At 67.9% G+C, this 17317-nt stretch carries 18 protein-coding genes and 2 tRNA genes; 10 read left to right on the top strand and 10 right to left on the bottom strand.

Annotation, left to right across the window (positions count from 1 at the left end; genetic code table 11):
- The first annotated feature begins 1 nt into the window (after window position 1).
- Genes Q0632_RS16370 through Q0632_RS16325 form a run of 10 tightly spaced genes read left to right on the top strand, consistent with a single transcriptional unit; the run spans window position 2 to window position 9742 of the window.
- Window positions 2-874 carry a branched-chain amino acid ABC transporter permease gene (locus Q0632_RS16370; RefSeq protein WP_298932233.1) on the top strand — a complete coding sequence of 291 codons (873 nt, stop codon included), beginning with the start codon at window positions 2-4 and terminating at the stop codon, window positions 872-874.
- Entirely contained in the window at window positions 871-1842 is a 972-nt protein-coding gene (locus Q0632_RS16365) for a branched-chain amino acid ABC transporter permease (protein WP_298932114.1), read from the top strand. Before Q0632_RS16370 ends, Q0632_RS16365 begins: the two co-directional genes overlap by 4 nt.
- Window positions 1835-2593 (top strand): ABC transporter ATP-binding protein, encoded by a 759-nt coding sequence (locus tag Q0632_RS16360; RefSeq protein ID WP_298932113.1) that lies wholly within the window; start codon window positions 1835-1837, stop codon window positions 2591-2593. Before Q0632_RS16365 ends, Q0632_RS16360 begins: the two co-directional genes overlap by 8 nt.
- Entirely contained in the window at window positions 2590-3303 is a 714-nt protein-coding gene (locus Q0632_RS16355; RefSeq protein ID WP_298932111.1) for an ABC transporter ATP-binding protein, read from the top strand. Before Q0632_RS16360 ends, Q0632_RS16355 begins: the two co-directional genes overlap by 4 nt.
- 3 nt (window positions 3304-3306) lie before the next feature.
- Complete coding sequence (locus tag Q0632_RS16350; protein ID WP_298932109.1) at window positions 3307-4272, top strand: tripartite tricarboxylate transporter substrate binding protein; 966 nt, start codon at window positions 3307-3309, stop codon at window positions 4270-4272.
- On the top strand, window positions 4269-5537 hold the full coding sequence (locus Q0632_RS16345; protein ID WP_298932107.1) for a 3-isopropylmalate dehydratase large subunit: 1269 nt from the start codon (window positions 4269-4271) through the stop codon (window positions 5535-5537). Before Q0632_RS16350 ends, Q0632_RS16345 begins: the two co-directional genes overlap by 4 nt.
- Entirely contained in the window at window positions 5534-6061 is a 528-nt protein-coding gene (locus Q0632_RS16340; RefSeq protein ID WP_298932105.1) for a 3-isopropylmalate dehydratase, read from the top strand. The genes Q0632_RS16345 and Q0632_RS16340 overlap by 4 nt, the downstream gene beginning before the upstream one ends.
- Entirely contained in the window at window positions 6042-7517 is a 1476-nt protein-coding gene (locus tag Q0632_RS16335) for a dihydroorotase family protein (RefSeq protein ID WP_298932103.1), read from the top strand. The genes Q0632_RS16340 and Q0632_RS16335 overlap by 20 nt, the downstream gene beginning before the upstream one ends.
- Window positions 7518-7529: 12 nt before the next feature.
- Window positions 7530-8876, top strand: coding sequence for an FAD-dependent oxidoreductase (locus Q0632_RS16330; RefSeq protein WP_298932101.1), 1347 nt, complete (start codon window positions 7530-7532; stop codon window positions 8874-8876).
- A gap of 5 nt (window positions 8877-8881) precedes the next feature.
- Window positions 8882-9742: an isocitrate lyase/phosphoenolpyruvate mutase family protein gene (locus Q0632_RS16325; RefSeq protein ID WP_298932100.1), complete on the top strand. Its 861-nt coding sequence runs from the start codon at window positions 8882-8884 to the stop codon at window positions 9740-9742.
- A gap of 34 nt (window positions 9743-9776) precedes the next feature.
- Here the strand turns inward: Q0632_RS16325 and fdx are convergent, their stop codons facing one another.
- The 10 genes from fdx to Q0632_RS16275 form a co-directional block, all read right to left on the bottom strand.
- Window positions 9777-10115 (bottom strand): ISC system 2Fe-2S type ferredoxin, encoded by a 339-nt coding sequence (gene fdx, locus Q0632_RS16320; RefSeq protein WP_298932098.1) that lies wholly within the window; start codon window positions 10113-10115, stop codon window positions 9777-9779.
- Between the two features lie 3 nt (window positions 10116-10118).
- Window positions 10119-11999: a Fe-S protein assembly chaperone HscA gene (hscA, locus tag Q0632_RS16315; protein ID WP_298932096.1), complete on the bottom strand. Its 1881-nt coding sequence runs from the start codon at window positions 11997-11999 to the stop codon at window positions 10119-10121.
- 5 nt (window positions 12000-12004) lie between these two features.
- On the bottom strand, window positions 12005-12523 hold the full coding sequence (gene hscB, locus Q0632_RS16310; protein WP_298932094.1) for a Fe-S protein assembly co-chaperone HscB: 519 nt from the start codon (window positions 12521-12523) through the stop codon (window positions 12005-12007).
- Window positions 12520-12843 (bottom strand): iron-sulfur cluster assembly protein IscA, encoded by a 324-nt coding sequence (gene iscA / locus Q0632_RS16305; protein ID WP_298932092.1) that lies wholly within the window; start codon window positions 12841-12843, stop codon window positions 12520-12522. Before iscA ends, hscB begins: the two co-directional genes overlap by 4 nt.
- Window positions 12844-12856: 13 nt before the next feature.
- Complete coding sequence (gene iscU / locus Q0632_RS16300) at window positions 12857-13243, bottom strand: Fe-S cluster assembly scaffold IscU (protein ID WP_298932090.1); 387 nt, start codon at window positions 13241-13243, stop codon at window positions 12857-12859.
- A 55-nt stretch (window positions 13244-13298) separates the two neighbouring features.
- A complete protein-coding gene (locus Q0632_RS16295) occupies window positions 13299-14519 on the bottom strand; it encodes an IscS subfamily cysteine desulfurase (protein ID WP_298932088.1) in 1221 nt (406 codons plus the stop codon).
- Window positions 14520-14614: 95 nt separating this feature from the next.
- On the bottom strand, window positions 14615-15151 hold the full coding sequence (gene iscR / locus Q0632_RS16290; protein ID WP_298932086.1) for a Fe-S cluster assembly transcriptional regulator IscR: 537 nt from the start codon (window positions 15149-15151) through the stop codon (window positions 14615-14617).
- Window positions 15152-15403: 252 nt separating this feature from the next.
- Entirely contained in the window at window positions 15404-17011 is a 1608-nt protein-coding gene (gene uvrB / locus Q0632_RS16285) for an excinuclease ABC subunit UvrB (protein WP_298932231.1), read from the bottom strand.
- Window positions 16999-17073: transfer RNA gene (locus tag Q0632_RS16280), tRNA-Ala, on the bottom strand. Before Q0632_RS16280 ends, uvrB begins: the two co-directional genes overlap by 13 nt.
- 10 nt (window positions 17074-17083) lie before the next feature.
- Window positions 17084-17160 (bottom strand) — tRNA-Ile (locus tag Q0632_RS16275).
- Between the last annotated feature and the right edge of the window lie 157 nt (window positions 17161-17317).

The following is a 17317-nucleotide window of genomic DNA, read 5'->3' as shown; positions in this document are numbered from 1 at the left end:
GGTGTTCGACTTCGGCATCCTGTTCCCGTCGGTCCTCAACGGCCTGACCACCGGCGCGGTCTACGCGCTGGTGGCCCTGGGCCTGACCCTGATCTACGGCGTGCTGCACATCATCAACTTCGCCCACGGTGCGGCGCTGATGGTGGCGCTGTACGGCGTGTACTACCTCAAGCAGGGCCTGGGCATCGACCCCTACGCTGCCCTGCCCATCATGGTGCCGGCGATGTTCGCGCTCGGCTATGCATTGCAGCGGGTGGTGATCAACCGGGCCAGCCACGGCAAGGACGAGAACATCCTGCTGGTCACCCTGGGCATTTCCATCGTGCTGGAAAACCTCGCCCTGCTGGCCTTCAAGTCCGACACGCGCAGCATCGAGACGTCCTACACCCTGGCCACGGTGGCCATCGGCCCGGCGGCGCTGTCCCTGCCCAAGCTGGTGGCCTTCTTCGGCGCGCTGGCGGCCTGCGCCGTGCTGCTGTGGACCGTCAAGAAGACCGATCTGGGCCGCGCCATCCGCGCCGTGGCCCGCGAGAAACACGGCGCGCGCCTGGTGGGCATCGACGTCGACCATGTCTACGCCATAAGTTTTGGCATCGGCCTGGCCTGCCTGGGCGCGGCAGCCTGCTTTCTGCTGCCGGCCTATTACGTCAACCCGCAGGTCGGCGGCGGCTTCGTGCTGGTGGCCTTCACCATCGTCGTGCTCGGCGGCATGGGCAGCTTCGCCGGCGCCCTGGCCGGCGGCCTGCTGGTGGGCGTGGTGGAATCCCTGGGGGGCCTGTGGTTCGGCGAGTCGCTGGGCCAGATCGGCATCTTCCTGATCTTCATCGCCGTGCTGCTGTTCCGCCCGCAAGGCCTGTTCGGAGCCAAACCATGAACCCCTTGCGGCGCGACCTGCTGCAGATCGCTGCCTTCGCCGTCGCGGTGGCCGCACTGGCTGCGTTCAGCGGCTCGGGCGTGGTGCTCAACCTGGCGATGATGACGCTGTACGCCTGCCTGATGGCACAGGCCTGGAACCTGCTCGGCGGCTACGGCGGCCAGTTCTCCTTCGGCCATGCCCTGTTCTTCGGCACCGGCGCCTACGCGCAGGCGCTGGCCCAGATGAGCGCCGGCATCAACCCCTGGGTCGCCCTGCCCTTGGCCATGCTGGCGGCGGCAGCTGTGGGTCTTTTCGTCGGTGCCCTGTCCTTCCGCTACGGCCTGAAGGGCTCGTACTTCGCCCTGGTGACCCTGGCCTTTGCCGAGGTCTTTCGCATCCTGGCACTGTCGCTGCAGTTCACCGGCGGCGGCGTCGGCCTGATGGTGCCGCTGCGCCAGGGCGCGGCCAACCTGCAGTTCGCCGACCGGCGCGGCTACGTGCTGGTGGCGCTGGCCCTGGTGGTGCTGGCCCTGCTGGTCACCTGCTGGCTGCGCCATTCGCGCTTTGGCGCCTGGCTGCAGGCGGTGCGCGACAACGAGGACGCGGCACGCGCCATCGGCGTCAATCCGTTTCGCGTCAAGCTTGGTGCGATCTGCCTGTCGGGCGCCTTCATGGGCGCAGCCGGCGCCTTCTACGTGCAGGTGTTCCAGTACATCGACCCTTCGATCGCCTATGGCTCGCACACCTCGGTCGAGGCCCTGGTGGCCGCCATCGTTGGCGGCCTGGGCAGCCTGTGGGGGCCGGTGCTGGGCGCCCTGGTGCTGCACCTGCTGGCCGAGGGCACGCGTAACCTGTTTGGCCAGTTGCCGGGCATCAACATGGTGATCTACGGCAGCGTTCTGGTGCTGATCGTGATGTTCGCGCCGCGCGGCATCCTGGGCCTGGGCCAGTCGGTGCGCAGCCTGTGGAAGGGCCGCCGTGGCTGAGCCGCTGCTGCGCCTGCACGGCGTGTCCAAGTCCTTCGGCGGCCTGGCCGCCGTGCGCGAGGTCTCGCTGGACCTGCCCGCCGGCAGCCTCTGCGCCCTGATCGGCCCCAACGGCGCCGGCAAGACCACGCTGTTCGCCCTGATGTCGGGCTTTCTACGGCCCGACGCCGGCCGCATCGAGTTCGACGGCCAGGACATCACGGGCGTGGCGCCGCACCTGAACGCGCGCAACGGCATGACACGCACCTTTCAGATCGTCCAGCCCTTTGCCGCCCAGACGGTGCACGAGAACATCGCCGCCGGCGCCCACCTGCATTGCGCCGGCCGGACGGCGGCACTCGAAGAAGCCGAGGTGGTGGCACAGCGCGTCGGCCTGGCCCACATGCTGGCCAAGCCGGCGGGCGATCTCACCGTGGCCGGCCGCAAGCGCCTGGAGCTGGCGCGCGCCCTGGCCACGCGGCCACGCCTGCTGCTGCTGGACGAGGTGCTGGCCGGACTGAACCCGCAAGAGATCGCCGAGATGCTGCCGGTGGTGCGCGAGATCGCCTCCGGTGGCGTCACCGTGCTGATGATCGAGCACGTGATGCAGGCTGTGATGCACCTGGCCAGCCACGTCTGGGTGCTGGCCCAGGGCCAGCTGATCGCCGCCGGAGCGCCGTCGGCCGTGACCCGCGACGTGCGCGTGATCGAGGCCTACCTGGGCCACGGCACGGCGCAGCGCCTGGCCCGCATGGCGGAGGTCACCCAATGAGCGCACCCCTGCTGCAAGTGCGCCAACTGCGCAGCGGCTACGGCGCGGTGGAAGTGCTGCGCGGCGTCGACCTGGACGTGGCGCCGGGCGAGATCGTCGCCCTGCTGGGCAGCAACGGCGCCGGCAAGTCCACCTTCAACCAGACTGTCAGCGCCCTGCTGCGGGCCCGCGCCGGCAGCATCGTTTTCGATGGGCAGGACATCACCAGTGCCCACTACCGCGACGTGGTGCGCGCCGGCCTGATCCACGTGCCCGAAGGCCGGCGCATCTTTCCCAATCTGTCGGTGCTGGAAAACCTGGAGCTGGGCTCCTTCGCCCGCGCCCGGGCCTCGCGCGCGGCCAATCTGGAGCGCGTGTTCGCCATCTTCCCGCGGCTCAAGGAGCGGCGCAGCCAGCTGGCCGGCACCATGAGCGGCGGCGAGCAGCAGATGCTGGCCATCGGCCGCGGCCTGATGGGCGAGCCGCGCCTGCTGATCCTGGACGAGCCCTCGCTGGGCCTGTCACCCCTGCTGGTTGAGGAACTGTTCGGCCTGATCGCCAGTCTGCACGGACAGGGCCTGGCCATCCTGCTGGTCGAGCAGAACGTCGGCCAGTCGCTGGAGATCGCGCAGCGCGCCTACGTGATGGAAAACGGCGCCATCGAATTCAGCGGCGACAGCGCCAGCCTGTTGGCCAGCGACCGGCTGCGCCGCGCCTACCTGGGAGCCTGAGGCATGAAGCTCGCGTCCTTTGCCACCCGCCGCGCCCTGCTGCTGGCCGCTGCCCTGCCCCTGCTGGCGCGCGCCCAGGGCATGCAGGCGCCGGTGCGCATTCTGGTGGGCGCACCGGCCGGCGGCACAACCGACACCATGGCCCGCACACTGGCGGTGGAACTGGGCCGCGTGCTGGGCCGCACCGTGGTGGTGGACAACAAGCCCGGCGCCGGCGGCAACATCGCGGCCGACCTGGTGGCCAAGGCTGCGCCCGACGGCAACACCTTGCTCATGAGCTTCACCAGCCATGCGATCAATGCCTCGCTGTTCCCCAGCCTGCCCTTCGACCCGGAGCGCGACTTCACGCCGCTGACCATGGTCTCGACCTCGCCGGCCTTGCTGGTGGCCCATCCTTCGCTGCCGGCAGCCAATCTGCGCGAGCTGATCGCCCTGGCCAAGGCCAAGCCAGGCAAGCTGAACTTCGCCATCGGCGCCATGGGATCCTCGGTGCACCTGGCGGGCGAGGCCTTCAAGATGCTGTCAGGCACCTACATCGTCAACATCCCGTACAAGGGCACAGCGCCGGCCATCCAGGACGTGCTGGCCGGCCAGGTGGAGCTGATGTTCGCCAACGTCGGCAACGCCCAGGCCCAGGTGCGCGCCGGCAAGCTCAAGCTGCTGGGCGTGACCAGCCCACAGCGCCTTCCCGCCTTCCCCGACACGCCGGCCATCGCCGAGGTCCTGCCAGGCTACCAGTCCAGCGCCTGGTTCGGCCTGTTCGGCCCAGGCCGCATGGCGCCGGACCTGGCCAAACGCCTGTCCGACGCGGCCCGCCAGGCCGTCGCCACGCCGGAAGTCAGGAAGCGGATCGAGTTCGAAGGGGCGACACCGGTGGGCAACGCGCCCGATGAGTTCGCGCGCTTCGTGCACGAGGAAATCGTGCGCTGGGCCAAGGTGGTCAAGTACTCGGGAGCGAGGCCCGAATGAGCGCAGTTCCTCAGTCACTGGCACAAAAGCTGTTGGCCCGTGCCGCAGGGCGCGATGCGGTGCACACGGGCGAGATCGTCAGCTGCGCGGTCGACCTGGCCATGTTCCACGACTCCTCTGGCCCGCGCCGGCTCAAGCCCATGCTGGAAGAGCTGGGCGCGCCCATCTGGGACAAGTCGCGCGTGGTGCTGGTCATGGACCACTACGTGCCCGAGCGCAGCGAGGAGGCACGCAAGATCGTGCGCATCGCGCGCGACTGGGCGCGCGACCAGGCCCTGCCCCATGTCTATGACTCCGTGGGCATCTGCCATGTGGTCGTACCGCAGCATGGCCACATCCGGCCCGGCCTGCTGTGCGTGGGTGGCGACTCCCACTCGCCCACCGGCGGCGCTTTTGGCGCCTACATGTTCGGCATCGGCAGCACCGAGATGCTGGGCGTGCTGGCCACCGGCCAGATCTGGGTCCAGGTGCCGCGCACCCTGCGCATGCGCTGGGACGGTCGGCTGGCGCCGGGCGTGGCCGCCAAGGACATGATGCTGGCCCTGCTGGCCCGCTTCGGCATGAACGGCGGCGCCTACCAGGCGGTGGAGTTCGCCGGCGATGCGGTGCGCGCCCTGCCCATGCACGAGCGCATGACCCTGGCCAATATGAGCGCCGAACTGGGCGCACAGGCCGGCCTGGTCGAGCCCGACGCGGTGACGCGCGACTGGCTGGCCTTGCACGGCGCGCCGGATGTGGACACCCAGCCCTGGCACTCCGATCCGGGCAGCGCCGACGAGGAGCACGGCTTCGATGCCAGTGCTCTGGCGCCCCAGGTCGCCGCCCCCTTCAGCCCGGCCAATGCGCGTCCGGTGGGCGAGCACCGGGGCACCCGCGTCCATGCTGCCTACATCGGCGCCTGCACCGGCGCCAAGCTGGAAGACCTGCGCTTTGCCGCCCAGGTGCTGCGCGGCAGGCGCGTCGCCGCCGGCGTGCGCCTGCTGGTGGCACCGGCCAGCCACGCCGACCGCGACACCGCGCAGCAGGAAGGCACGCTGCAGGCCCTGCTGGACGCCGGCGCCCAGCTGCTGCCCAGCGCCTGCGGCGCCTGCGCCGGCTACGGCGACAGCTTCGCCGCCCACGAGACGGTGATCTCCAGCACGGCGCGCAACTTCAAGGGCCGCATGGGCCCGCCCGAGACCCAGGTCTTCCTGGCCTCGGCCTACACCGTGGCGGCCTCGGCCCTGGCCGGCCGCATCGCCGACCCGCGCGAGGTGCTGGCATGACGGGCGACGACCGCTCGCTGCACCGGGTCTGGCGCTTTGGCGCCGACATCGACACCGACGCGCTGGCGCCCGGCGCCTGGATGCAGCACGGCCTGGACACCATCGCGAAGCACTGCCTGGAAACCGTGCGACCGGAGTTTGCTGCCGGCGTGCGCGCCGGCGACGTGCTGGTGGCCGGCCCCAACTTCGGGATCGGCTCCTCGCGCGAGCAGGCCGCCGGCGCGCTGCGCCACCTGGGTGTGGCGGCCGTCATCGCGCCCTCCTTTGCCGGCCTGTTCTTCCGCAACGCCTTCAACCTGGGCCTGTTGCTGCTGACCTGTCCGCAGGCCGGCGCCATCACCGAGGGTGAATTGATCACCATCGACCCCCATGCCGGCTGGGTGGTGCGCGCCAACGGCAGCGCCCTGCCCACCGATCCCGTTCCAGGCTTCCTGCTCGACATGGTCGAGGCCGGTGGCCTGCTGCCCCAGCTCAAACGACGTTTCCAGCCACCAGGAGTTTCGCGTGACCCGTCCCCTCTATGACCTGCTGATCAAGAATGCGCGCGTGGTGCGGCCCCACGGCAACACCGTACACAGCTCGGACATCGCCGTGCGCGACGGCCGCATCGCCCGCGTGGCGCCGGCCATCGACGTGACCTCGGCCAAGGCCGTGCACGACGCCGGTGGCCTGCTGGCCTTCCCGGGCGTGGTCGATGCCCATATGCACAGCGGCATCTACTCGCCGCTGGGCGAGGACGCGGTGAGCGAGTCCAAGGCCGCGGCCATGGGCGGCGTCACCTCCAGCCTGAACTACTTTCGCACCGGCCAGTACTACCTGAACAAGGGTGGGCCTTACAAGAAGTTCTTCCCCGAGGTGCTCAAGACCAGCAAGGGCCGCTTCCACGTGGACTACGGCTTCCACCTGGCGCCCATGGACAAGACCCACATCGACGAGATCCCGATGCTGATCGAAAAGCACGGCGTCTCCAGCTTCAAGATTTTCATGTTCTACGGCTCGCACGGCCTGCACGGCGCCAGCGACGCGCAAAAGCAGTTCCTGATGATCGGCGAGGACGAGCGCTACGACTACGCGCACTTCGAGTTCATCATGCGCGGCGTGCAGGCGGCGCGCGAGCAGTTCCCGGACCGCGCAAGCCAGATCTCGCTGTCGCTGCACTGCGAGACGGCCGAGATCATGACGGCCTACACCAAGATCGTCGAGAAGGACAAGTCGCTCAAGGGCCTGGCGGCCTACAGCGCCTCGCGGCCCCAGCACTCGGAAGGCCTGGCGGTTTTCATCGCCAGCTACCTGGCCAACGAAACCGCCCTGCCCAACATCAACCTGCTGCATCTGAGCTCGCGCAAGGCGGTGCAGGCAGCGCTGATGATGGCCGACACCTTCCCCCACATCGACTTCCGCCGCGAGGTGACCATCGGCCACCTGATGCTGGACACGACGTCCAAGGCGGCGGAGCTCGCCAAGGTCAACCCGCCGATCCGGCCGCGCGAGGACGTGGAATACCTGTGGCAGGCGCTGCTGGCCGGCGAGCTGGACTGGGTGGTGTCGGACCACGCCTGCTGCCGCCATGAGACCAAGATCCCCAAGCGCTACTTCGGCAACATCTGGATGGCCAAGAGCGGCTTCGGCGGCACCGAGTACCTGCTGCCGGCCCTGGTCAGCGAAGGCACGCGGCGCGGCATGGGCTACAACCACATGGCCCGCGTCACCAGCTGGGCGCCGGCCCAGCGCTTCGGCCTGAACCACAAGGGGGATATCGCCGAGGGCTACGACGCCGACATCGCCCTGGTGGACCCGGCGCGCAGCTGGACCATCCAGGCCAAGAACTCGCCCTCGACCCAGGGCTACACGCCCTTCGAGGGCCTGGAGATGTCGGCCCGCATCGAGGCCACCTTTTTGCGCGGGGAACAGATCTACACGCACGAGCGCGGCATCATCGGCAAGCCGCGCGGCCAGTACCTGTTCCGTCCCACGGCCTGACGCAGCGCTGCGATGGCAGACGCCCCACTCCGCATCGTCCGCGCCGAGCGCCTGGAAGCGCCGCTGCGGGTGCCGGTGGCCATCGTGGGCGCCGGCGCCTGCGGCCTGACGGCGGCCATCGCGCTGCGCGATGCGGGCATCGAGTGCGTGCTGCTGGAGCGCGATGCCAGCCCAAGCGGCTCGTCGGCCCTGTCGTCCGGCTTCATTCCGGCTGCGGGCACCCGGGCCCAGGCGCGCCAAGGCATCGCCGACAGTCCGGCGCTGTTTGCGCAAGACATCCAGGCCAAGGCCCACGGCGATGCGGATCCGCACCTGGTACAAGCCTATGCGCAGGCCTCGGGCCCGGCGCTGGACGCGCTGGCCCACCACGGCCTGGCCTTCGGCGTGCTGGACAACTTCCTCTATCCCGGCCACGGCCTGCACCGCATGCACAGCCTGGCGCAGCGCACCGGCGCCGCCCTGGTGGCGGCCCTGCTGCAGGCCGCGCAGGACAGCGGCGCCGACCTGCTGACCTGCGCACGGGTGACCGAGCTGTGGGTGGACGCGCAGAACCGCATCCTGGGCGTGGGCTACGAACGACCGAACGGTGCCATCGAGCATCTGGCCTGCGAGGTGCTGCTGCTGGCCTGCAATGGCTTCGGCGGCAACCCGGCCCTGGTGGCCGAACTGCTGCCGCAGATGCGGGAGGCCACCTATGCCGGCCACACAGGCAACGACGGCAGCGCCATCCTCTGGGGCCGGGAACTGGGCGCCGGCCTGGCCGACCTGGGCGGCTACCAGGGCCACGGCTCCTGGGTCGTGCCCCAGGGCGCGCTGATGACATGGGCGGTGATGATGGAAGGCGGCGTGCAGCTCAATGCGGCGGGCCGGCGCTTCCACGACGAAACCCAGGGCTACTCGGAAGCCGCGGTCCAGGTGCTGGCCCAGCCCGGCGCCCTGGCCTGGAACGTGTTCGGCGACCGCCAGCTGGCGCTGGCGCGCGAGTTCCCCGACTTCCGCGAGGCCGAAGCGGCCGGCGCCCTGCGCAGTGCAACGAGCCGCGCCGCCCTGGCCGCCATCATCGGCTGCGATGCAGAGGGTCTGGCGCCGGAGATCAGCCGCTTCGGCCCGCCCTTCCATGCGGTGCGGGTGACCGGGGCGTTGTTCCACACCCAGGGCGGCCTGGACATCGACGAGCACTGCCGCGTGCGCCATGCCGATGGCACAGCCTTCCTCAACCTGCTGGCAGCAGGCGGCGCGGCACGCGGCGTCAGCGGCAACGCGGTCTGGGGCTATCTCTCGGGCAACGGCCTGCTCAGCGCGGTGGCTGGCGGCTGGATCGCGGCCCACACAGCCGCCCCCCTCGTTCCACGGAGTTGACGACCATGCCATCCCATCTCAAGCAATTGCTGGCGCGGCCGCAGGCCCTGCTGGCGCCCGGTGTCTACGACGCGCTCACCGCCCTGGCGGCAGAACAGGCTGGTTTCGAGGCGCTCTACCTGTCGGGAGCCTCCATCGCTTACACCCGGCTGGGCCGGGCCGACATCGGCCTGGTCACGGCCACCGAAGTGGCGCAGACCCTGGCCCACATTACCGACCGTGTCGGCCTGCCGGTGATCGTCGACGCTGACACGGGCTTTGGCAACGCGCTCAACACCCAGCGCACGGTGCGTGACTTCGAGCGCGCCGGTGCCGCCATGGTGCAGCTGGAGGACCAGGGCTTTCCCAAGCGCTGCGGCCACCTCGATGGCAAGACCCTGGTGCCGGTGGCGGAAATGTGCGGCAAGCTGCGCGCCGCGCTCGATGCGCGCCACGACGCGGGCACCCTGGTGCTGGCACGCACCGACGCGGTCGCGGTCGAAGGCCTGGAAGCCGCCTTCGAACGGGCCGAGCGCTACCTGGAATGCGGCGTGGACGCGCTCTTCATCGAGGCCCTGCGCACGCGCGCCGACATGGAAGCGGCCTGCGCGCGCTTTGCCGGCCGCGTGCCGATGCTGGCCAATATGGTGGAAGGTGGCAAGTCACCGGTGCTGGATGCCGGCGAACTCGGCCAGATCGGCTTTCGCATCGCCATCTTCCCCGGCGGCACGGCACGCGCCGTGGCCCACGCGCTGCACGGTTACTACGCGACGCTCCATCGCGACGGCACGACGGCAGCGCAGGCCGGCGCCATGCTGGACTTCGACGGGCTCAATGCCATGCTGGGGACGCCGCAGCTGCTGGCGCAGGGCAAGCGCTACGAGTGAAGAACCCCAGGCGCAACAACGCCCATGGTTGCGCCTAGTGGTTCTCTTTGGCGTGGTTGATCGAGTACTTGGGGATCTCGACCACCAGGTCCTGCTGGGCGACGATGGCCTGGCAGGACAGGCGCGAGTTGGGCTCCAGGCCCCAGGCGCGGTCCAGCAGGTCTTCCTCGCCCTCTTCCATCTCGTTGAGCGAGTTGAAGCCCTCGCGCACGATGATGTGGCAGGTGGTGCAGGCGCAGCTCATGTCGCAGGCGTGCTCGATGTCGATGTGGTTGTCCAGCAGCGCCTCGCAGACCGAGGTGCCGGCGGGCACGCTCAGGACGGCGCCCTGCGGGCAGTACTCGGGATGCGGGAGGATCTTGATGGTGGCCATGGCTTAAATCGTCTCTACATTCTTGCCCGCCAGCGCCTTGCGGATGCCGTTGTTCATGCGCTGTGCGGCGAAATTCTCCGTGCCCTTGGCCAGCGCATCGGTCGCAGCCTCGATGGCAACGGCCTCCTGGCTGCTGGCGGCGGTCTCGCGCAGGGCCGCCATCAGCGCTTCAATCTGGGTCCGCTCCTGCGCTTGCAGCAGCTGGCCATCGGCGTCCAGGGCGCTTTGCGTGGCCATCAGCATGCGCTGCGCATCGACCTTGGCTTCGGTCCAGGCGCGGGCCTTCATGTCCTGTTCGGCGGTGCTGAAGCTGTCTTGCAGCATCTGGGCGATCTGCGCGTCCGACAGGCCATAGGAAGGTTTGACGTCGATGCGCGCCTCGACACCGCTGCCCTGCTCTTTGGCACTGACGCTGAGCAGGCCGTCGGCATCGACGGTGAAGGTGACGCGGATGCGCGCGGCGCCGGCGGCCATCGGCGGGATGCCGCGCAGCTCGAAGCGCGCCAGGCTGCGGCAGTCGGCCACCAGGTCGCGCTCGCCCTGCACCACGTGCAGCGCCAGCGCCGTCTGGCCATCCTTGTAGGTGGTGAAGTCCTGCGCCTTGGCGCTGGGGATGGTCTCGTTGCGCGGCACGATGCGCTCGACCAGGCCGCCCATGGTCTCGATGCCCAGCGACAGAGGGATCACGTCCAGCAGCAGCAGGTCGCCGCCCGGGTCGTTGCCGGCCAGCTGGTTGGCCTGGATGGCGGCGCCCAGGGCCACCACCTCGTCAGGGTTGAGGTTGGTCAGCGGCTCGGTGCCGAAGAACTGCGCCACGGCGCGCAGCACCTGGGGCATGCGGGTGGAGCCGCCGACCATGACCACGCCCTTGATCTCGTCCTTGCCCAGCTTGGCATCGCGCAAGGCCTTGCGCACCGCCGAGAGGGTGCGGGCCGTCAGATCGGCCGTGGCGCCTTCGAAATCGCTGCGCTGGACGTCAAATCGGGCTGTAGCCACCGTCAAATGGACCTCGGACGCTATATTTTCGGTAGCAGACAGGGCTTCCTTGGCGGCCCGGGCCGCGATCTGGATGGCCGCCTTGTCGGCCGGCGTGCTGGCCTGCAGGCCGCGGCTTTGCAGCATCCAGTCGGCCAGGGCGCGGTCGTAGTCGTCGCCGCCCAGGGCCGAGTCGCCGCCGGTGGCGATCACCTCGAACACGCCGCGGGTCAGGCGCAGGATGGAGATGTCGAAGGTGCCGCCGCCCAGGTCGTAGACCGCGTAGACGCCTTCGCTGGCGTTGTCCAGGCCATAGGCGATCGCAGCGGCCGTGGGCTCGTTGATCAGGCGCAGCACCTGGATGCCGGCCAGCTGGGCGGCGTCCTTGGTGGCCTGGCGCTGGGCATCGTCGAAATACGCCGGCACGGTGATCACCGCGCCGTACAGGTCATCGCCGAAAGTGTCCTCGGCGCGGTAGCGCAGCGTGGCCAGGATCTCGGCGCTGACTTCCACCGGCGACTTCTCGCCGGCGCGGGTGCGCAGCGACAACATGCCCGTGGATGACAAGGCCCCTTCGGTGGCGCCAATGAAGTCGTAGGGCAGCTTGTCGCGGTCGGCGATGTCGGCCAGGCCGCGGCCCATGAAGCGCTTGACCGAGGCGATGGTGTTGGCCGGGTCCTGCGCCTGCGCCGCCTGCGCTGCGTGGCCGATCTGCCGGCCATTGTTCTCGAGGTAGCGCACGACCGAAGGCAGGAGCACCCGGCCCTCGTCATCGGCCAGGCATTCGGCCACGCCGTTGCGCACCGCGGCCACCAGCGAATGCGTGGTGCCCAGGTCGATGCCCACGGCGATGCGCCGCTGGTGCGGGTCGGGCGATTGCCCGGGTTCGGAAATCTGCAGGAGAGCCATGGCTTCTATTGTCCCAGTTGCTCGAAGCGGGCTTCGACGTCGTCGCCAAATCGCGCAATGAACATGAGGGCTCTGACCTGCTGGGCGGCAGCCAGCGCGTCGTTGCTCACATCCAGCAGGTTTTCAATGGCCTGCAGGCGCTGCTTGCGGGCCGCCTGCAGCTGCGCGTCCAGTGCCTCGAGCGCGGCCTGCCCGGAGGCATCGTCCAGAGCCTCGCGCCACTCCATCTGCTCCATCAGGAAGTCCGCCGGCATGGCCGTGTTGTTTTCGGCATTGATGGGCGCGCCGCGCAGCTCGCACAGGTAGGCGGCGCGCTTGAGCGGGTCTTTCAGGCGCTGGTAGGCCTCGTTGATGCGCACCGACCATTGCATGGCCACGCGCTGGGCGGCCGCGCCCTGGGCGGCGAACTTGTCGGGATGGGCTTGGCGCTGCAGGTCTTTCCAGCGCGCGTCGATGGCGGCGCGGTCCTGCGCAAAACGTTGCGCCAGGCCGAACAGTTCGAAGTCGTCGTCGGAGAGGTTCACACCCGAAACGACTCGCCGCAGCCGCAGCGGTCGCGCTCGTTCGGGTTGTTGAACTTGAAGCCTTCGTTCAGGCCTTCGCGCACGAAATCGAGCTCGGTGCCGTCGATGTAGGCCAGGCTCTTGGGGTCGATCAACACCTTGACGCCGTGGTCCTCGAAGACGATGTCCTCGGGCGCCACATCGTCCACGTACTCGAGCTTGTAGGCCAGGCCCGAGCAGCCTGTGGTCTTGACGCCCAGGCGCACGCCCACGCCCTTGCCGCGCTTGCCAAGGTAGCGGGTCACGTGGCGGGCAGCCGCTTCGGTCAGGGAAATCGCCATCTCGGTTCCGGCCTTAGTGCGTGTGCTTTTTCTTGTAATCGTCCACCGCCGCCTTGATGGCGTCTTCGGCCAGGATGGAGCAGTGGATCTTGACCGGCGGCAGGGCCAGCTCTTCGGCGATCTGGCTGTTCTTGAGCGCAGCCGCCTCGTCCAGCGTCTTGCCCTTGACCCATTCGGTCACCAGGGAGCTCGACGCGATGGCCGAGCCGCAGCCGTAGGTCTTGAAGCGTGCATCCTCGATCACGCCGGTGACGGGGTTGACCTTGATCTGCAGTTTCATCACGTCGCCGCAGGCGGGCGCGCCCACCATGCCGGTGCCGACGGACTCGTCGCCCTTGTCGAAGGAGCCGACATTGCGGGGGTTCTCGTAGTGGTCAACGACTTTTTCGGAATAGGCCATGAAAGTTCTCCTGTGTCGGGCGTGGGGCCCGCAACGACGTTAGTTCTTCAAAATCTCAGTGCGCGGTCCACTGGATGCTGCTGATGTCCACACCGTCCTGGTACATCTCCCACAGCGGGCTGAGCTCGCGCAGCTTGTGCACGTTCTGCCGGATGGTGGAGATGGCGTAGTCGATCTCTTCCTCGGTCGTGAAGCGGCCGATGGTCATGCGCAGGCTGCTGTGGGCCAGCTCGTCGCTGCGGCCCAGGGCGCGCAGCACATAGCTGGGCTCAAGCGAGGCCGACGTGCAGGCCGAACCGGACGACACCGCCAGGCCCTTGATGCCCATGATGAGCGACTCGCCCTCGACGAAATTGAAGCTCATGTTGAGGTTCTGCGGCACGCGCTGGGTGGCGTGGCCGTTGAGGAAGACCTGCTCGATGTCCTTGAACCCGTCCAGCAGGCGCTGGTGCAGGGCACGCGCCTTGGCGTTGTCCTGGGCCATCTCGGCCTTGGCGATGCGGAAAGCCTCGCCCATGCCGACGATCTGGTGCGTGGGCAAGGTGCCCGAGCGCATGCCGCGCTCATGGCCACCGCCGTGCATCTGCGCTTCCAGGCGGATGCGCGGCTTGCGCCGCACATACAGTGCGCCAATGCCCTTGGGCCCATAGGTCTTGTGCGAGGCCAGGCTCATCAGGTCGATGGGCAAGGTCTGCATGTCGATCTCGACCTTGCCCGTGGCCTGGGCGGCGTCGACGTGGAAGATGATGCCCTTCTCACGGCACAGGTTGCCGATGGCCGTCACGTCCTGGACCACGCCGATCTCGTTGTTAACGAACATCACGCTGACCACGATGGTGTCGGGGCGGATCGCCGCCTTGAGCACATCCAGGCTCAGCAGGCCGTCTTCCTGCACGTCCAGGTAGCTGACCTCGAAGCCCTGGCGCTCCAGCTCGCGCATGGTGTCGAGCACGGCCTTGTGCTCGGTCTTGACGGTGATCAGGTGCTTGCCGCGGGTCTTGTAGAAGTTGGCCGCGCCCTTGAGAGCCAGGTTGTTGGACTCGGTCGCGCCCGAGGTCCAGACGATCTCGCGCGGGTCGGCGCCGATCAGGTCGGCCACCTCGCCGCGCGCCTTTTCCACCGCCGCTTCGGCTTCCCAGCCCCAGGCGTGGCTGCGCGAGGCCGGGTTGCCGAAGTGCTCGCGCAACCAGGGAATCATGGCGTCGACGACACGGGGGTCGACCGGTGTGGTCGCGCCGTAATCCATGTAGATCGGGAAGTGCGGGGTCATGTCCATGGCTGGCTTTTCTCTACAGCTGGCAAAAATCAAAGGGAAATCAGGTTTCGCAAACGCCTTGCGGCATCAGGGCCTGGCAGAAACGGGTTGCGGCATCAGGACTTGGCAAACGAGTTGCCAAGGGCGAACACCGAATTGGGCGCGTTCACGCGGATGGGCTTGACCACCGGCAGGCTGGAGATCGCCCGCTTGATGGCCGGCTTGTCCTCGATCTGCACGCCCTTGGCCAGCTGGTCATCGACCAGCTTTTGCAGGGTGACGGAATCCAGGAACTCGACCATGCGCTGGTTCAGCGAAGCCCACAGCTCGTGCGTCATGCAGCGGCCACCGTCGCCATGGCAGTTTTCCTTGCCGGCGCACTGGGTGGCGTCGATCGGCTCGTCGACCGAGACGATGATGTCGGCAACGGTGATCTCCGCGGCCTTGCGGGCCAGGGTGTAACCGCCGCCCGGGCCACGGGTGGATTCCACCAGTTCGTGGCGGCGCAGCTTGCCAAAGAGCTGCTCCAGGTAGGACAGCGAAATCTGCTGGCGCTGGCTGATGGCCGCCAGGGTCACCGGACCATTGTTCTGGCGCAGGGCCAGATCGATCATTGCTGTGACCGCAAACCGGCCTTTGGTAGTGAGACGCATCGCAGCTCCTTGTCTAGCTTTTGGCTGACTGTTGAACACCTGGCTCAGCGCCCGCTGCCCAGGTCCGTCTCTCCGCCCCTGCCCGGCTTCTCTTGCCGGCCCTCGCCCGCACTGTTGGCGCGGGCTTTTTTGTCTAAAAGGTTTTGGTTGACTGTTTGAGTCAAGTATAGCAGAAAACCCGCGCTTTCTCTCGGGTTTAGGGCTGGCGCTATTGACTACTTTTGGATTCGGAAGTACTGCCGCGGCCCGGCCTCAGCGCCCAGCGGCCTGGATGGGCATGACGTTGTCGTGGCCCGGCCCGCCGAAAGCCTGCTCGCGCAACAGGGCCAGCTGGTCGCGCACCCGGGCCGCCTTCTCGAACTCCAGGTTGCGGGCGTGCTCGAGCATCTGCTTTTCCAGCTGCTTGATGCGCTTGGCCACGTCTTTCTCGGACATGTCCTCGACCATGGCCCGCTGCAGCTCCTGCTGCTCTTGCGCCTTGCTGGCCTTCTCGCTGTAGACACCGTCGATCAGGTCGCGCACCTTCTTCTGGATGCTGCGCGGCGTGATGCCGTGCTCCAGGTTGTGGGCGATCTGGCGCACGCGGCGCCGCTCGGTCTCGCCCATGGCCTTCTTCATCGACTCGGTGATCCGGTCGGCATAGAGAATGGCCTTGCCATTGAGGTTGCGCGCCGCCCTGCCTATGGTCTGGATGAGCGAGCGCTCGGCACGCAGGAAGCCTTCCTTGTCGGCGTCCAGGATGGCCACCAGCGAGACCTCGGGAATATCCAGGCCCTCGCGCAGCAGGTTGATGCCCACCAGCACGTCGAAGCTGCCCAGGCGCAGGTCGCGCAGGATTTCCACCCGCTCGACCGTGTCGACGTCGCTGTGCAGGTAACGCACCTTGACCCCGTTGTCGCCCAGGTAATCGGTCAGCTGTTCTGCCATGCGCTTGGTCAGGGTGGTGATCAGGACCCGCTCGTTCTTCTCGACCCGGATGCGGATTTCCTGCAGCACGTCGTCCACCTGGTGCGTGGCCGGCCGCACCTCGACCAGGGGGTCGATCAGGCCGGTTGGCCGCACCAGCTGCTCGACCACCTGCCCGGCATGGGTCTTTTCGTAGTCGGCCGGGGTGGCTGAAACGAAGATGCACTGGCGCATGCGCGCTTCGAACTCCTCGAACTTCAGCGGCCGGTTGTCCATCGCCGAGGGCAGGCGAAATCCGTACTCCACCAGGGTGGTCTTGCGCGAGCGGTCGCCGGCGTACATGGCGCTGAGCTGGCCGATCATCTGGTGGCTCTCGTCCAGGAAGACCAGGGCGTCCTTGGGCAGGTAATCGGTCAGGGTCGAAGGCGGCGACCCCGGGGCGGCGCCCGAGAGGTGGCGGGTGTAATTCTCGATGCCCTTGCAGTGGCCCAGCTCGCTGAGCATCTCCAGATCGAAGCGGGTGCGCTGCTCCAGCCGCTGGGCCTCGACCAGCTTGCCGGCGCTGAGCAGTTCTTTGAGCCGGGCGGCCAGCTCCAGCTTGATCGATTCCACCGCACCCACCACCTTCTCGCGCGGCGTCACATAGTGACTGGAGGGGTAGACAGTGAAGCGCGGCACCTTCTGGCGGATGCGCCCAGTCAGCGGGTCGAACAGCTGCAGCGACTCGATCTCATCGTCGAACAGCTCGATGCGGATGGCCAGCTCGGAGTGCTCGGCCGGGAAGATGTCGATGGTGTCGCCGCGCACCCGGAAGCTGCCGCGCGAAAAATCCTGCTCGTTGCGGTTGTACTGCATGCGAATCAGCTGGGCGATGATGTCGCGCTGGCCGATCTTGTCGCTCGGGGAATTAGACTTCGCTAATTCCTGCGGCGACTGCGATTTGGTGGAGCCTATCGGGATCGAACCGATGACCCCCTGCTTGCAAAGCAGGTGCTCTCCCAGCTGAGCTACACCCCCATGTCTGGATGGTGGGTCTGGTTGGATTCGAACCAACGACCCCCGCCTTATCAAGACGGTGCTCTAACCGACTGAGCTACAGACCCCAATCTTCTGCATCTGTCGTAACAACCGATAAGTGTGGGCGCAAGAATTTGAGCACCATTTTGGACTTGGCTGACTTGGCAGATCCGAGGATCTTCCAGGTTGCTTCGTCATTTTCCAGAAAGGAGGTGATCCAGCCGCACCTTCCGATACGGCTAC

Source organism: uncultured Ramlibacter sp., assembly GCF_936925435.1.
Lineage (GTDB): Bacteria > Pseudomonadota > Gammaproteobacteria > Burkholderiales > Burkholderiaceae_C > Ramlibacter.
This window is presented reverse-complemented; position numbering and strand designations above follow the sequence as displayed.

Bases quoted from the DNA above. Each gene is read 5' to 3' on its own strand.
- Q0632_RS16365 (WP_298932114.1), top strand. From the start codon at position 871: ATGAACCCCTTGCGGCGCGACCTGCTGCAGATCGCTGCCTTCGCCGTC.
- Q0632_RS16355 (WP_298932111.1), top strand. From the start codon at position 2,590: ATGAGCGCACCCCTGCTGCAAGTGCGCCAACTGCGCAGCGGCTACGGC.
- Q0632_RS16350 (WP_298932109.1), top strand. From the start codon at position 3,307: ATGAAGCTCGCGTCCTTTGCCACCCGCCGCGCCCTGCTGCTGGCCGCT.
- Q0632_RS16345 (WP_298932107.1), top strand. From the start codon at position 4,269: ATGAGCGCAGTTCCTCAGTCACTGGCACAAAAGCTGTTGGCCCGTGCC.
- Q0632_RS16340 (WP_298932105.1), top strand. From the start codon at position 5,534: ATGACGGGCGACGACCGCTCGCTGCACCGGGTCTGGCGCTTTGGCGCC.
- Q0632_RS16330 (WP_298932101.1), top strand. From the start codon at position 7,530: ATGGCAGACGCCCCACTCCGCATCGTCCGCGCCGAGCGCCTGGAAGCG.
- Q0632_RS16325 (WP_298932100.1), top strand. From the start codon at position 8,882: ATGCCATCCCATCTCAAGCAATTGCTGGCGCGGCCGCAGGCCCTGCTG.
- fdx (WP_298932098.1), bottom strand. From the start codon at position 10,115: ATGGCCACCATCAAGATCCTCCCGCATCCCGAGTACTGCCCGCAGGGC.
- hscA (WP_298932096.1), bottom strand. From the start codon at position 11,999: ATGGCTCTCCTGCAGATTTCCGAACCCGGGCAATCGCCCGACCCGCAC.
- iscA (WP_298932092.1), bottom strand. From the start codon at position 12,843: ATGGCGATTTCCCTGACCGAAGCGGCTGCCCGCCACGTGACCCGCTAC.
- iscU (WP_298932090.1), bottom strand. From the start codon at position 13,243: ATGGCCTATTCCGAAAAAGTCGTTGACCACTACGAGAACCCCCGCAAT.
- Q0632_RS16295 (WP_298932088.1), bottom strand. From the start codon at position 14,519: ATGGACATGACCCCGCACTTCCCGATCTACATGGATTACGGCGCGACC.
- iscR (WP_298932086.1), bottom strand. From the start codon at position 15,151: ATGCGTCTCACTACCAAAGGCCGGTTTGCGGTCACAGCAATGATCGAT.